The following is a 15,282-nucleotide window of genomic DNA, read 5'->3' on the forward strand; positions in this document are numbered from 1 at the left end:
AAAATCATAAAATAAATCGTACTAAATAGATGGTGATAGAAAACCTGTAACCATCGGCAAACGCCTTAGCTAGCACCTATTTTAGTAATCAGGATTATATGCTTGACAGTAGCAGCAATCTATAAGCAAAACAATCATTTATCCAGAAAATACTGGCTGTTGCTAGAGAAGAGACATCTGCTATGCCAATCTATATAGCTGCTTAATATATTGGACTACCTATCAAGCTTCTGATTGTGCGGTATCTAACTGATTGACCAGTTGGCTAAAGTGGTCACCGCGAGCCGCATAACCACTATATTGGTCAAAGCTAGCGCAGGCAGGTGACAACAATACAGCCTGCACTTGCGATAAACTACTGGTAGTGACTTGTTGAATAGTCGCAAAGGCATTCTCTAATGTCTGACACTGCTGTAGTGCGACATCATCACTCAATTTCGCAGCTCTTAGATGTTGTTCAATCTGCTGGCCATCTTCACCAATAAACAAAACTTGGCTCACATATTGATTGATAAAAGGCGTTAATTCACCAAACTGTTGCCCTTTGCCTTGCCCACCTAAGATCAATAATAGCTTACCGTCTTTTGGCGCATAGACTGCGCCCAAGCCTTCAATAGCGGCCATGGTCGAACCAATATTTGTGCCTTTAGAATCGTTGAAATAATCAATGCCAACAGCCTTAGCCACATATTGGCAGCGGTGTTCGAGACCTGTGAACTGCTGTAAAGTGGTCAGCATACTCTCTAACGGTAATCCTGCAAGCTCGCCAAGTGCTAGAGCCGCTTGTGCATTCAATAGATTATGACGACCTTTAATCAACAGTTTGTCTGCCGACAGTAATCGTTCTGTACCACGAGCGAGATAAGTTTGGCCTTCTGTGTCGGTAATCAGACCATACTGACCTTTATCAGGGGCATGAATACCCGTACTAATTCTCGGTAAGTTGTCTGCGACCAATGGACGAGTGAGTGCATCTTCACGGTTAATCATCACTGATTTAGCACCTTGGAAAATACGATGTTTGGCTTGATGGTAGCCAAGCATATCTCCATGACGATCTAAATGATCAGGCGACATATTGAGCACAGTCGCTACTTTTGCGCCCAAATTGGTGACGGTTTCTAATTGGAAGCTAGACAACTCAAGTACCGCAAGTTCCATATCAGGATTATCTAGCAATGTTAAAGCTGGTACACCGATATTGCCGCCGACACCCACGTTAACGCCAGCATCAGCTGCCATTTGACCAACTAACGTAGTGACCGTACTTTTGGCGTTAGAACCTGTAATCGCTACGATGGGTGCGGTACACGCTTCGCAGAACAGTTGAATATCACTAACTACAGGAATATTGGCTTGGCGAGCAGCAGCCACAGCGGCAGTCTCAAGAGAAATACCTGGGCTAATAATAATACGTGCCGATTGCTGCAATAAATCGGCATCTATCGCACCAAACTGACGAATCTCTATCTCGGCTGGCAACTGAGCGGCCAATTTAGGGGCAGCTTGAGCATCAGTGACTGCGACTTGATAGCCTTGCTTGGCCAGATAATGCGCGACTGACAATCCAGACTGCCCCAAACCCACCACGACTTGTAGACCACTACCCTTATGAAGTAAGGCTTCTGTTGCTATGTTAGTGGTCATATCTATTCCTTCTATTAAACGAGAAAAATTGCATCAAATAAGTCTGCTGTATAGCGATTCTAATCAACACCGCTAAGATGTGCAGCATCTTAACGCCATCGTTCAGATTTCGGTACTGATTTTTTATGACTTTATGCTATTATTCGCCTGTTTTTATATTAAGTGGCTAATGCTATAATAGTCAGCTTGATTAATATTTATCAGTATTTTGCTGAGCGCATTGCTCAAGCATTTTAGTTTAGCATGTTGTCACATTTATCGCGCTATTGTCATGCCTCTTCATCAACGATTCTTGTTGTGATAAGGGTGTATCAGACAATTTTGATAATTTGACGAGTGATATATCACCTTCTACTACAGCAAGTGATTGCTGACTCTATATATTATTGTAGGTACATCTATCTAGTTGCCTATTTTAAGCAATCTTTTAAAAAATATTTTTAGGTAATTTACTGCCCTTATCATCGTATTGATTATTGATGAGCGTATTTTTGATACCAAAAAAATCAGTAGCTACCTTAATTATTAGTTAGATACCTCGGTTATTAGTTAGATATCTTGGTTATTAGTTTCTCACAATCCAACACAGCAACATGACTTAGTGCATGTTGAAGTAAAAGAAAAATGAATAGCTATTATTAGCGACGCGATCATTTTATAAATGAGTAATGATTACTTTTTTTGCCTCTAACCCTATGTAGTTTACTTATGACATCTTTTATTGATAACTTGCGTGACGAATGGTTTTCCAATGTTCGCGGTGACGTTTTATCGGGTTTGGTTGTAGCCCTAGCCCTTATTCCAGAAGCTATTGCCTTTTCCATTATCGCTGGTGTTGATCCAAAGGTTGGCTTATATGCCTCATTTTGTATCGCGGTGGTGATCAGTTTTGTCGGTGGTCGCCCAGGTATGATTTCGGCAGCGACTGGTGCTATGGCATTGGTCATGGTCGATTTGGTTGCTGATCACGGTCTGCAATATTTGCTTGCTGCAACTTTGCTTTGCGGTGCCATTCAGGTCGTGATGGGCATTCTAAAGCTTGGTAATCTGATGCGCTTTGTCTCTCGCTCAGTGGTTATCGGTTTCGTCAACGCTTTAGCAATATTGATTTTTGCTGCGCAATTGCCAGAATTGAACCCGATGACTGAGCGTGTTGGCATGACCGTTTATATCATGACGGCAGCTGGTTTAGCGATTATTTATCTGTTTCCACTTATCCCTAAAATCGGTCGCATCGTTCCTTCACCGCTTATTTGTATTGTAGGTTTGACCGCCGTTGCAATGTATATGAATCTCGACATTCGCAACGTTGGCAGCATGGGTGATTTGCCAGATTCATTGCCAGTATTCTTGTTACCTGACATTCCATTAAATCTAAATACCTTATTGATTATTGCGCCATACTCTATCGCGCTTGCCATCGTTGGTCTTTTAGAGTCTATGATGACAGCAACGATCGTCGATGAATTGACCGATACACCAAGTGATAAAAACAAAGAGTGTCGTGGACAAGGTATGGCTAACGTTGTGTCAGGTTTCTTTGGTGGTATGGCAGGCTGTGCGATGATTGGTCAGTCAATGATCAACGTCAAATCGGGTGGTCGTACGCGTCTGTCTACTTTGATGGCCGGTGTTGTCCTTCTGATCATGGTCGTGTTCTTAAGTGAATGGGTCAGTCAAATTCCAATGGCAGCCCTAGTTGCAGTCATGATTATGGTATCGATTGGCACGTTTAACTGGCAGTCTATTCGCGAGTTTAAGACGCATCCAATGTCGTTCAATATCGTTATGCTAGCGACTGTATTGACTACCGTCTTTACTCACAACTTAGCTTACGGTGTGGGCGTAGGTGTCTTGCTATCTGCTTTAGCATTTGCCAATAAAATTGGTCAGTTCTTAACTATCTTTAGTGAATATGATGACAGCAGCAATACCCGTTATTATTATGTTCAAGGGCAGGTATTCTTTGCCTCTACCACCCAGTTCCTAAATAGTTTCGATACCAAAGAAGCTGTAGATAGTATTCAGATTGATGTAAGCCAAGCGCATTTTTGGGATGTCAGCGCTGTTGATACCTTGGACAAGCTAGTGATGCGCTTGCAACGTGAAGGCATTGATGTCAAAGTGGTAGGACTCAACAATGCGAGTCGAACACTGATTGATCGCTTCTCTGTTCATGACCGCCGAGACATTGGCTTGTTAGACTAAGCAAAACTGCTAAGCGAATCTACGCGGTCGCCAGCCATGTGGCTATATTATTAGTCCATGGCTAATGTATCGGATATTAATAGACAGTTATATTGGTAAAAGGATTGGATGTATTTTTTATACACCCACTCTAAACTAAGATAGCCGATTTTTATTATTAAAATGATGTGGTCGTTTTATGAGTAATTTAAAACCAGATAGTGTGATTGCTTGCTTGGACTGTCCTGATCATGTTCAAGCGGTACTAGAGGCCAGTATGTGGGCTTCTATTCGCCTGCGCGCGCCTGTTGGCTTATTGCACTCGATGCCAAGCTTGCAGCAAAAAGCCGCTATTAATTATTCTGGTTGCCTCAATATTGATGACGAAAACGCTTTGCTCGAACAGTTCACATCTAAAGAACATCTGAGCAACTGTGAGCTAAAAGCACAGGGCCGATTGCTATTGTCTCAAGCAACTTCGTATTGTGAACAGCAACGCCATAAGCTAAAGACATATACACTACATCGTCATGAGAACCTCAACCAAAGCATTGATTACGTCGATGACCAAGCACAATTGATCGTTATAGGGCATCATGTCACTTGCAAATCAACATTGAGCCAACTCATCCGAGTCAGTCACTGCCCCATTTTGGTGACACATGCACCATTTTTGCCCCCTACTACCGCTTTATTTGCGTTTGATAACAGTCCAACGTGCCATAAACTACTAAATTGGCTGTGTAAAACGCCACTGGTGCGTGCACTAACGGTTCATATTGTGATGGTTGGCAAGGAAACTTCTGATAACTGTGATGCGTTGCGTGAAGCCTACGCCAAACTCAAACAGGCAGGTATCAAATCCAAAAAGACATTGCTTGACTGCCGTGATGTAGCTGCGGCTTTGAACTACTATCAAAACCAACATGATATCGGTTTACTTATGACTGGGGCTTTTGGCCAATCTCGTCTACGCGAATTACTACAAGGTAGCGATACAAAAAAGCTATTGGTCAGTACAAAAACCCCTTATCTACTATTTCCTAAAGCCTAACGACGTATATATCAACACGTCCAAACCCTTTATCTACCTAAGCGCAGGGGTCTGACTACTATGTTAGGCTCTGCCGCTTACCTCTATTTTCTCTCTACCTTCCCGCCATTCATCTTTGATACGCTTGCATGAAAAGGCCAAGCTAACGACCAAACTCAAGTTAGCAAATCGTCACATGAAATACAGGGATAGCCTCCCCAAGCACTCAAAAAGTTGGTTATAATAAAGTTTTCATTAACCAAACGCTAAAGATTGATTCACCTTTATTATGCTTGTAGCGATGGCTCTAATCGTTGCATCGTAGCCCATATTCTATGTTACTACTGTCATTACTTTTTAATGAACAATGCCAATTCTACCTCCCCCCTTGAGTAGGTTGGCACGGTTCTTGAATAACTTACAGTAAGCAAGGCAGAGATATGATGATGCACCATAGTACTTCTATCAATCTGCGGCATCACACAAATAAGGAATTTTTTATGAAGCTAATCACTGCGATCTTAAAACCGTTTAAGCTCGACGACGTGCGTGAAGCGCTTTCCGACATCGGTGTTAAAGGTGTCACTGTCACTGAAGTCAAAGGTTTCGGTCGTCAAAAAGGTCATACAGAGCTCTATCGCGGCGCAGAATACGTGGTGGACTTTTTACCTAAAGTAAAAGTCGAAGTCGCTGTGATCGACGAAATGGTTGAGCCTGCTATCGAGGCAATCACTCGTATCGCTAGCACTGGTAAGATTGGTGATGGTAAGATTTTCGTCACTGCACTTGAGCAAGTTATCCGCATCCGTACGGGTGAAACAGGACCTGACGCTATCTAAATTTGAAGACCTACCTACGGGCATAAACTTATAGGTACAGACTCTTACAGCATTTTATCTATCGGTAATGCCGATATCTATATTATAAATTCAAGGGGGAATTTAAATGGAAAGTCAAATCTTTGAGCTCCAATATGCGCTCGATACGTTTTACTTTTTGATATGTGGTGCGTTGGTCATGTGGATGGCAGCAGGCTTCACTATGTTAGAGGCCGGACTGGTCCGATCAAAAAATACAGTCGAAATCTTAACCAAAAACGTCGCACTATTTGCGACGGCTAGTATCATGTATATGGTATGCGGCTATGCGATTATGTATGGTGGCGACCTATTCTTAAGCGGAATTGCAGGCGGTGATACGTTAGTAGAAGACGCCTTAGCAGCCTCTGCTGAAAACGGCTTCGGTGGCGACTCTGTCTACTCTGCCGCATCAGACTTTTTCTTCCAAGTGGTCTTTGTAGCGACCTGTATGTCAATCGTATCAGGTGCTGTTGCTGAGCGCATGAAACTGTGGTCATTCTTATTATTTGCTGTGGTCATGACTGGTGTTATCTACCCACTAGAAGGTAGCTGGACATGGGGCGGCAACGATGTCTTTGGTCTATTTAACCTAGGCGACATGGGCTTCTCTGACTTTGCAGGCTCTGGTATTGTGCATATGGCAGGTGCTGCAGCAGCTCTAGCAGGTGTACTACTATTAGGCTCACGTAAAGGTAAATATGGACCTAACGGCGAGATACGCGCTATTCCTGGTGCCAATCTACCATTGGCGGCACTTGGTACACTAATATTGTGGATGGGTTGGTTCGGTTTCAACGGTGGTTCAGTGCTCAAATTAGGCGACATCGCTAGTGCTAATGCTGTTGCAATGGTATTCTTGAACACTAATGCTGCTGCTGCTGGCGGTGCTGTCGGTGCCTTGATCTTAGCTCGCATCATCTTTGGTAAAGCGGATCTAACTATGCTCCTAAACGGTGCATTAGCAGGTCTAGTTGCCATTACTGCTGAGCCTTCAACCCCTTCTGCATTGCAAGCTACTATCTTTGGTGTTATTGCCGGTATCATTGTAGTGTTATCGATCTTAGCCTTAGACAAAATCAAAATTGATGATCCAGTGGGTGCAATCTCAGTTCACGGTGTGGTCGGTCTATTTGGTTTGCTAATTGTACCTATCACTAACCCAGCATCTACCTTTATCGGTCAGATTGTGGGCGCTGCAACCATCTTTGCTTGGGTATTCATTGCCAGCCTAGTGGTTTGGTCTATTATCAAGCTGGTTATCGGTCTACGTATCTCTGAAGAAGACGAGTACGAAGGTGCTGATATTGCAGAATGTGGTATGGAAGCTTACCCAGAATTTATAAGATAAGCTCCTTTCCAGTAAGCTAAGGATTACTGTTAAATACGCTGATACTACCTACTGTAGTATCGGCGTTTATAATTTTAGTGTTTAAAGATCTCCCCTATTGAAGCCATAAGCTTAAATCTAAAACGTAAAAATCCCGCGAGACCTTTCGGTAACGCGGGATTTTATATATTAAGCTAAGACTAATTTTTTAGTTTATTTCTTTTTCCACTCTTGGCTACGAGAGAATGGCCCGATATAGCCTTTTAGCTTTAATGTGTTGCCGCTTAAGCTTGCAGTCATACGATAGTCTTTACCTTTTGCTGGATCAGTAATCGTACCACCACTATATTTACCACCACCGTCAGCTTTTAGACCTCTAATAACAGTCGTACCAACGTGCTTTTTGCCTTTCGCAGTATTAGCAGCAATAAGAGTACCGGTCAGAACACCATTTGACTCAGTGATTTTTACCGTACCTTTTGGTTCACCATCATCATATGTCTGCCAAGTAGTGTTGGCTAATGGGTCAGCGGCGAATGCCATGCTAGCAATACCAATACCAGCAACTGCTAAAGTGGTCTTTGTAAATAATTTCATAGATTGACTCCCTTCATACAATGATTACTCGAAACGTTATGTTTCTGTTGTCCTATGCTTATCCTTTGCTAGAACCTTTCATTACGAGCTTTACGGTTTCGACCTTTTTCAATGATAGTTACCATTACAACTTATAAGCTTTTGGTTAAAGATTCGAGCGACACAAGCGATGTCTTAACTCATTATAAGCAATTTTTAGGTTTTGCCTAGTAATTTTTTTATAGTTTCTTATTTCTACAAAAATAAAGCCATATCAAAGACTTATAGAAAAGGATTGTCGATATCTTTATCTAATTGGTCATCATTTTCCTTTGACTTAGCATCGTTCTTGCTATATAGATTTTTATCTGCAAATGCTTGTACGATTTTCCCCGACAGCTCATGTAGCTGTTGGGCTTGCTCGTATCCTAACTCATCAAAAGTGAGATCAATATCACCATATATAATAATCTTGTCTTTTTGATTTTCAATGACAAGATCACCAATCTGCATGCTTTGATGGTCGTTGGCGAATGGCTCAATCATTTGATTATCCTTATTATCAGTAACATTTTATTTTTTTCGAAATGAGTGTGTTTTTGGGTCTTACTGCCAAATTAAGCCTGCAACTGTGCAATTAACCATTCTAAAATAGCCCACACAAACAGCATCCACTCTGGCTCTTCTACTGGTGCCTCAGGGGTATCTGAACTCTCACCTGCCTTCAATGGTAAATCAAACGCTTGAGATTTGGACTGACTATCTAGCATAGGCAATACATCGATACCAATCTCAGTGGTTAGCTCATCGATACTAATCACATCGATGCGTTCCGACTCATCATTTGGTGCATAATACACGCCTGCTTGATTGGTTGCTGGGATATATACAGCTTTGAAGAAATGGCTAGGCACAAGGACACGATTAGCGAGCTGCTTGGTTTTTTTATCAGTAAATGCCACACCTGTGATGGTATACACCTCACCGTATTGCTGCGTTAAATACCGAGTGGCAGATTCGATATTACGCCAGATGTAGCGATTGTTACGTGGTGACTGCGGGGCAATATTGGCTAAACTAAAACTATCATACTGCTGGCTGCGATTGGCCATATTGGCGTTGGGTGCCAAATGCCCTCGATCATAGCCAGAACCTGAATAATCGGATAATGAGGCTCGTGCTGACTTTGGCAGTTTACTCTCTTCGTGAAAGCTGTCTTCACGATCGATCTGCTTAGCTTGTTGTAGACGTGTGCGATCGAGATACTCTGCTGACCAAAGTGGTGTACGCGATACCCCTGAGTACATAATTGCAAAGCCATCCATGCATAGCGTTTGTATGTCTTTTTTTAGCTTGGTATTGGTAAATTCAGGATAAACACCCCCATAAAAAGACTGGCTACATTGGGTCAAATCATCAGCATGTGCTTGGGTAATACCCGTCGCGACAAGAAATACTGCCATCATCGCACTATTCTTACATCCGTACTTAAGCCTACTAAAACTTATCATTCAACTTTCAACCATTTATACTTGCCGTTACATACTTGCTATCCTAGCAGGCGCTTGCCAATAAAGAAAGATAGCGCGCAAGTCGTGACATTTTAAATGGTATCCGCTATACTTAGGCGTTCAAAAAACGGTGAAGTGGGTGAGTGGCTGAAACCGCACGCCTGGAAAGTGTGTATACGTTCATAGCGTATCGAGGGTTCGAATCCCTCCTTCACCGCCAATCTTATAAAATCTTAGTTTTCCTAGCTTGTCCTAAACTATCCTATATACATATTAAACCCTTTAAATATAACGCGTCTAGCGTTTTTTTTATGTCTGTCGTTTTCCCGGTCTATCCGAACATAACCCATCTATCCCGTGACTTGTGTTGGTCTATCTGTTGGTCTATGATTTCATTAGACCTCAAAAAGACCAACATTTAGGCTTTATAATTCAGCTTTAGACCAACGTTTTAGTTGTAACGCTTGAATCATATGTCTTGTAGCCACAGGAATAGACCAACATGCTAAGCGATAGTAAGATCCGCAAGCTTAAACCAAGTGAAAAATGCACGCCTTCGCGTCCTGACAAATACAGCGATCAGTATGGCCTACAGCTTTTGGTACGCAGTACGGGCACAAAAACATGGATAAGCGCTTATCGCTTTGATAACAAGCAGACGCGTATGACGCTTGGCACCTACCCCATTATGTCATTGTCTGAAGCAAGACAGGCCAACACTGAGATAAAGGCTCTGCTAGCTGACGGTATCGATCCAAAGAACAAAAAGCGTCAAGATAAGCTTGCGAATATCCACGCACAAAAATTCAATGATTATGCGTTAGAATGGCTCGCTGAGCGCCAGCGTAACGTCAAGCCTCGTACTTATCAGCAAGACTATAACCGTATGCACAAAGACGTGTTGCCACACTTTGAAGGCATTGCGCTAAAAGATGTGAGCTTTGAAGATTGCCGATCAATGGCAGATGAGATCGAAAAGCGTGTGAACAAAGACGGTGAGCCGCCACGTGAGGTGACCAGACGCACTATCGATCTGGTGGCTAATGTTTTAAGACGTGCCAAACGCGAACGCATCATTGACCAAAACCCAATCGATGATCTAAAAGCACTCTACCCTAAAGCCAAAAGCCAGCACATGAAGCATGTAGATATACATGAGCTGCCTGCCCTACTCCAAGCTATCGAGGGCTATCATGGTCATGATCAAACCCGTTTAGGTATGAAGTTTTTAGCTTATTCATTTTGCCGCACCATTGAGCTACGTATGATGAAATGGGCACATATTGATTTTGCTAACCGTTTATGGCGTGTTGATATCGATAACCTTAAAATTGCCCGTAAGCATGTCGTACCATTGTCAGACCAAATGCTTGCGGTGCTAGAAGAAATGAAAGCTATCACGGGGCAATATGAGTACGTGTTCTACCATACAGGTATGCATCAGCCCTATAGTGAGGAATTCATTAATAATGCACTAGATATACTAGGATATGCTGGTAAACAAACTGGACATGGCTTCCGTCATATCGCATCTACCAACCTCAATGAGCTTGGCTATATGGGTGACGCCATTGAGAAGCAAATGGCGCATGATAAAAAAAGCAGCATACGTGCGGTTTATAACCACGCGCAACATTTAGAGGAGCGCCGTAAGATCATGCAGGTCTGGGCAGACTTTTTAGACCTACTCAGAGACACAGGCGAGGTTGTAGACTTTCAGACAGCGCGGCAGCAGATTGAGAGTTCGTTAAATAACTATCAATCTGATGGCCTTGAAGCAATCGATAAACGAAACCTTATTCAAGCGCTCATTAATAAGGGTATGACGAAGATAGAGTTGCAGAAACTATTACAATAATTCATTCTTACAATGTTAGTAGACCTCTTGCATAAGTCATCGCTAGCCCTTGTGAATCTGTCAGTGGAAGTCAATGAACTGTTACTTTTGCAAGAAGTCTAGTTATTAAAAATATCATATCAAATCGACCAGTTTTACATACTAGAGCCATCTATTTCTTATTAAAGATTCTGTCATGTTCATCTTTAATCAACTGACCTACAACTTTTGAGGCAGAAGTGGTTCCTTCTGCTTTCTTAATAGAGTCCAGTAGATCTTGGTCTTTTTTATAAATCTTTATTTGGCTTAGATCTTCGTTTTTGTTACTCGCTGAAAATTTATTCCATGCGTCTTTCATGTTCTCTATGACTTTATCTCTATATGATATTACTGGTATCGTCTCGAAATCAAAGTTAGGGTCACTTGTATTTATATTTTTAGTAAAGCATTCATACGTGTAATCTACGTTTGATAGAATATCTAGACTGGCTAAGATTAAGTTGTACTTGTCTTCTAGAGATACGGGTATAAAGACATTCTGAAGTATAAGGTGGTCTCTCTTTTCTGAGCTCAGATAGTTATAAGCCCATTCAACTTGTTCGCTATCATCACCCTTGAGCCACTTAATTTCTCTATCAGTACGATTTCTAAAATAGTTGGACTTAACTATTTCGATACTGCGTGTTAAAGGATGCGGATGACTGTTTATGTCTACAAGATTTGCATAATACGGAAGGGTGAGTGGACTGCAGTTAAAATGCGTGACCTCATATTTTAGATAATTCGAAATATGAGAAACTAACTCAGTACCTCCGACCATAGTTTTGTCGTAAAAAGAACCTTGAACTACATAAGCAATATGCAGAGCGTTACGGAGATCATCTTTGATCCAGTTGAGCGAGCTATCTGGTAGCTGATTATCAATTTTAAATTGCATTAACTCGTGAAAATATTGGATTGGATAATGCTGAGTTTTAAACATACTTTTCAAAATAGGTTTAAAAGCCCCCTTATCCAAGTTCATGTTAACTGTTGTGTTTCCCGTATACATATTGTGCGCAAACACTAGGCTCTTGCACTCATCCTCATTAAAACGTTCAACCGTTTTATAAAAATCTTCCAAGTTTTTCCAAGTTTGTTTTTGGTGATGAAAATATAAATCAGTATTAAATTTATATTGTTGAGCTAAGTGGTATGCATTAGCTTGATTTAATAATTCTTGATTTAAGTTAAAAGGCTGAATATGGGTTTCGACAACCTCAGATTTCGGAATGCTTGAAAGGCTTGAACTTATTTCAGCATCGTAATTTCGTTCGACAGTGGTAACTACGTTCGAACCTAATTCATCACCAGATTGGCTATTATTTTCGTGATTATCATGGTATTTCATTGCCATAGTTCTTCCAAAAAAACTCTTAAAAAGTGGGTTTATAGTCTATTTTAGTAGGAAAAAACTATGTTTTAACTACATGAAAACTCCCTAATATAGGGGCATGAGCAGTATTACCCCCTTTTTTAGCTTAAAATAAACCTGTATTTTATATTTCATCTTGTCGTCTTAACTATACATTGGGTTTGACCCTTGTTCTAGCAGTAAGTTTAGACAGTTTCTTTCCTAACATTACTATTTCGTTTAAGGGTTAACTACGTTGGATTGTTCAGGTTATCAGGCCACTAAACAAAGACACTCTACGACAAATTTTGTAACCCTATCCGCTAACTCCATTTCGACATAAACCCAAACTCTGAAGACAATTTACTATAAAGCTTAAATTGCAACTCCCAGGTACACGACGAAAAAAATGAACTATCCCCTCATTCTTAGTGGGTTATTTATATTATTAATTAATACTTAAGAATGTATAGTAAAAAACAACGCACTTCATTGATGGTTATGTACGCCAAACTAAAATCAATGGAGCATACTCATGTCATATTCACTCATTAATCAATCACAACTTATTGCTAGTATCGATAGTCTCGTCAGAGACATCATATTCCAGCCTTTCAATTTTAACGACATTAACAATCGTTTGAATGCGCTGTACAACCCTTTCATGGAAAGTCTAAATCCTGATCTATTCTACTCGCAGACTATCGACTCATTTGTCTACAGTACCGATGCTATTGTCGGCGATTCATACCCCTCCGATGTTATCTGGGATCATGATAAAACTCAGCAATTCGTTAATAACATAGCTTGCTATAAAAATAACATTGAGACCGAAGACAACGCTTGGCGTTATCAAGAGAGTCAGAATAAAAGAAACCTTGAACGCTACGTTAGAAGTTTGCTCAATCACTACTCAAGACTATTATTCGTTCGTGTTGACTTAAAGTACTCACAAGAAACTAGCCATACTGTGACCATTGAAGATTTTAATCGTCACATGTCTAAGCTCAGAGAGCTGATTGGTAATAAGCAAACTTGCTTTACACATTTGCAAGGCAACGCTTGGGCATTGGAGCAAGGGTATGAGAACGGAGGGCTTCATTGTCACTTACTGCTGATCTATGATGGATCGGAAAGGCAAAATGATTGGTTCATCGCTAAGGAAGTTGGTGAGAAGTGGCAGGAGGTCACAAATGGTACAGGTGCTTATTATAATTATCATAATGCAGAGACTAAGCAGAGGTATCAGATAAACGATCGCTTAGGCATTGGTATGATAAATAGAGATAACCCAGTGCAAGTAGAAAACGCTGTATGTACAGCGTTGTATTTAACCAAGCCTGAAAAGCTAGGCCAGCACTTAAAAGTATGGTTGCCTAGCATGCGTACCTTTGGTAATGGTATTTATAGGACTGCTAAGCGTCGAGGACTACCGCCCATAGCTAAATAATTTCAGATACATACTACATTCATGAGATCGAGCATTAACGTCCTAATGCTCATCCTTACTCATCATTAAAGGCCTGCCTCGTACAGGCCTTTTTTATGCCCATCATTTAAGGAGTTTTTATGAAACCAGTATGTCCACGTTGTCAGTCATTATCGGTGTATGAGATGACTTATGATGCTCACGATTGTTTGATCGATGAGCTGTTGTCTCCCACTGCACTGATCGGTCTTAGCATCAGTCTATGCAGGACGTTTAGAGTACATCTTGTGATCGGTGTGATTACAGGTACTGCGATTGCAACCCTGATCGAGATGGCTCAATCAAACACTACTATACCGATGCTAGTCAACAAGCAATATCGCTGTGATAACTGTAGCCACGTGTTTACGACTTTCAACTAACTATCAACTTACTTAACCAATCAATCTAAAAGGAATATTCTCATGGCACATTTAATCGAATCAATGGCATACGTTGGCGAAACACCTTGGCATGGCTTAGGTAATGAGCTGGCACCCAAGCAGCCTATCGAGGTCTGGGCTAAGCAAGCCGGTATGGACTGGCGTATTGAGTCATCGGATGTCAGTTACATGGCAAACAACCATAAAGGCCACAATCTGATTCTGCCCTTTGCTGAACAGAAGGTGTTGTACCGTAGTGATAACTTCGAGCCGTTATCGGTAGTCAGTCAGCGATATCAGGAAGTACAGCCACGTGAGATTCTAGAATTCTATCGTGATCTTACTGAACAGTCTGACTTTGAGCTGGAGACTGCTGGGGTATTAAAGGGTGGTCGCAAGCTATGGGCACTGGCTCGTACAGGCCAGTCAGCAACGCTTAAGGGTAAGGATGTCAGTAATGGCTACTTGTTACTGGCAACCGCTTGTGATGGCACGTTAGCGACTACCGCTCAGTTCACCTCTATCCGTGTGGTATGTAATAACACTTTAGCGATTAGCTTGGCTAACGGTAATGGTGGTGTGGTGAAAGTACCGCATTCCACCTCCTTTGATGCTGACAAGGTCAAACAGCAATTAGGCGTATCAGTGAAGCAGTGGGAGGAGCACAGCTATGAGATGAAGCAGTTATCTGAGCGCCGTGTCACTCAAGCAGAGGCGGCTAACTATCTTAGCCGTGTGTTCAATGATCAAGACAATGACATCATTCTGTTTAACAGCGCTAAGAAAGAGAAAGATGCAGTGCCCAATGCCAAAGCGATGAATCAGGTCATGAAGATGTTTAACGGCCAAGGTCGCGGTGCCACACTCGATGCAGCCAGTGATACGGCTTATGGCTTGCTGTGTAGCATCACTGAGTACGTGGATCATGAACGACGTGCGATGAATACGGATAACCGTCTCAATTCAGCATGGTTCGGTGCTGGCGCTAAGCTGAAACAGAAAGGGTTAGAGCAATCGCTACTGATGCTTGCTTAACCAGGGCTGTTTTAACTTGACAAAC

General features: G+C 41.7%; 13 protein-coding genes and 1 tRNA gene. 9 read left to right on the forward strand and 5 right to left on the reverse strand.

Annotation, left to right across the window (positions count from 1 at the left end; all coding sequences use genetic code 11):
• Positions 1-222: 222 nt before the first annotated feature.
• Entirely contained in the window at positions 223-1,647 is a 1,425-nt protein-coding gene (gene murD / locus JMX96_RS11740; protein WP_201569222.1) for a UDP-N-acetylmuramoyl-L-alanine--D-glutamate ligase, read from the reverse strand.
• Positions 1,648-2,355: 708 nt separating this feature from the next.
• Between murD and JMX96_RS11745 the strand changes: the two genes are divergently transcribed.
• From JMX96_RS11745 to JMX96_RS11760, 4 genes are all read left to right on the forward strand, one after another.
• A complete protein-coding gene (locus JMX96_RS11745; RefSeq protein WP_201569224.1) occupies positions 2,356-3,855 on the forward strand; it encodes a SulP family inorganic anion transporter in 1,500 nt (499 codons plus the stop codon).
• Between the two features lie 178 nt (positions 3,856-4,033).
• Positions 4,034-4,888, forward strand: a complete 855-nt coding sequence (locus JMX96_RS11750; protein WP_102092102.1) for a universal stress protein — start codon at positions 4,034-4,036, stop codon at positions 4,886-4,888.
• A gap of 479 nt (positions 4,889-5,367) precedes the next feature.
• Positions 5,368-5,706, forward strand: coding sequence for a P-II family nitrogen regulator (locus JMX96_RS11755; RefSeq protein ID WP_010197981.1), 339 nt, complete (start codon positions 5,368-5,370; stop codon positions 5,704-5,706).
• 106 nt (positions 5,707-5,812) lie between these two features.
• A complete protein-coding gene (locus tag JMX96_RS11760) occupies positions 5,813-7,075 on the forward strand; it encodes an ammonium transporter (RefSeq protein ID WP_057762031.1) in 1,263 nt (420 codons plus the stop codon).
• A 192-nt stretch (positions 7,076-7,267) separates the two neighbouring features.
• Here the strand turns inward: JMX96_RS11760 and JMX96_RS11765 are convergent, their stop codons facing one another.
• The 3 genes from JMX96_RS11765 to JMX96_RS11775 form a co-directional block, all read right to left on the reverse strand.
• A complete protein-coding gene (locus JMX96_RS11765) occupies positions 7,268-7,651 on the reverse strand; it encodes a DUF2147 domain-containing protein (RefSeq protein ID WP_191114376.1) in 384 nt (127 codons plus the stop codon).
• A gap of 261 nt (positions 7,652-7,912) precedes the next feature.
• Positions 7,913-8,176 (reverse strand): hypothetical protein, encoded by a 264-nt coding sequence (locus JMX96_RS11770; protein WP_201569227.1) that lies wholly within the window; start codon positions 8,174-8,176, stop codon positions 7,913-7,915.
• A 71-nt stretch (positions 8,177-8,247) separates the two neighbouring features.
• Positions 8,248-9,096 carry a DNA/RNA non-specific endonuclease gene (locus tag JMX96_RS11775; RefSeq protein WP_201569229.1) on the reverse strand — a complete coding sequence of 283 codons (849 nt, stop codon included), beginning with the start codon at positions 9,094-9,096 and terminating at the stop codon, positions 8,248-8,250.
• Between the two features lie 174 nt (positions 9,097-9,270).
• On the opposite strand from JMX96_RS11775, the gene JMX96_RS11780 reads away from it, so the two are divergent.
• Together JMX96_RS11780 and JMX96_RS11785 are read left to right on the forward strand one after the other, a co-directional pair.
• Positions 9,271-9,361 (forward strand) — tRNA-Ser (locus JMX96_RS11780).
• A gap of 282 nt (positions 9,362-9,643) precedes the next feature.
• On the forward strand, positions 9,644-10,999 hold the full coding sequence (locus JMX96_RS11785; protein ID WP_201569231.1) for a tyrosine-type recombinase/integrase: 1,356 nt from the start codon (positions 9,644-9,646) through the stop codon (positions 10,997-10,999).
• Positions 11,000-11,150: 151 nt separating this feature from the next.
• Here JMX96_RS11785 and JMX96_RS11790 read toward each other — a convergent pair whose 3' ends face one another.
• On the reverse strand, positions 11,151-12,374 hold the full coding sequence (locus tag JMX96_RS11790) for a hypothetical protein (RefSeq protein ID WP_201569233.1): 1,224 nt from the start codon (positions 12,372-12,374) through the stop codon (positions 11,151-11,153).
• A gap of 532 nt (positions 12,375-12,906) precedes the next feature.
• On the opposite strand from JMX96_RS11790, the gene JMX96_RS11795 reads away from it, so the two are divergent.
• The 3 genes from JMX96_RS11795 to JMX96_RS11805 all read left to right on the forward strand — a co-directional run bounded on the left by JMX96_RS11795 (position 12,907) and on the right by JMX96_RS11805 (position 15,257).
• The gene (locus JMX96_RS11795; RefSeq protein WP_201569235.1) at positions 12,907-13,821 is read left to right on the forward strand and encodes an inovirus-type Gp2 protein; all 915 of its coding nucleotides are present in this window, start codon (positions 12,907-12,909) and stop codon (positions 13,819-13,821) included.
• Positions 13,822-13,940: 119 nt separating this feature from the next.
• The gene (locus JMX96_RS11800; protein WP_201569237.1) at positions 13,941-14,222 is read left to right on the forward strand and encodes a hypothetical protein; all 282 of its coding nucleotides are present in this window, start codon (positions 13,941-13,943) and stop codon (positions 14,220-14,222) included.
• Positions 14,223-14,264: 42 nt separating this feature from the next.
• Positions 14,265-15,257: a DUF932 domain-containing protein gene (locus JMX96_RS11805; RefSeq protein WP_201569239.1), complete on the forward strand. Its 993-nt coding sequence runs from the start codon at positions 14,265-14,267 to the stop codon at positions 15,255-15,257.
• Positions 15,258-15,282: the final 25 nt, after the last annotated feature.

This window comes from Psychrobacter sp. JCM 18900 (assembly GCF_904846625.1).
Classification (GTDB): Bacteria; Pseudomonadota; Gammaproteobacteria; order Pseudomonadales; family Moraxellaceae; genus Psychrobacter.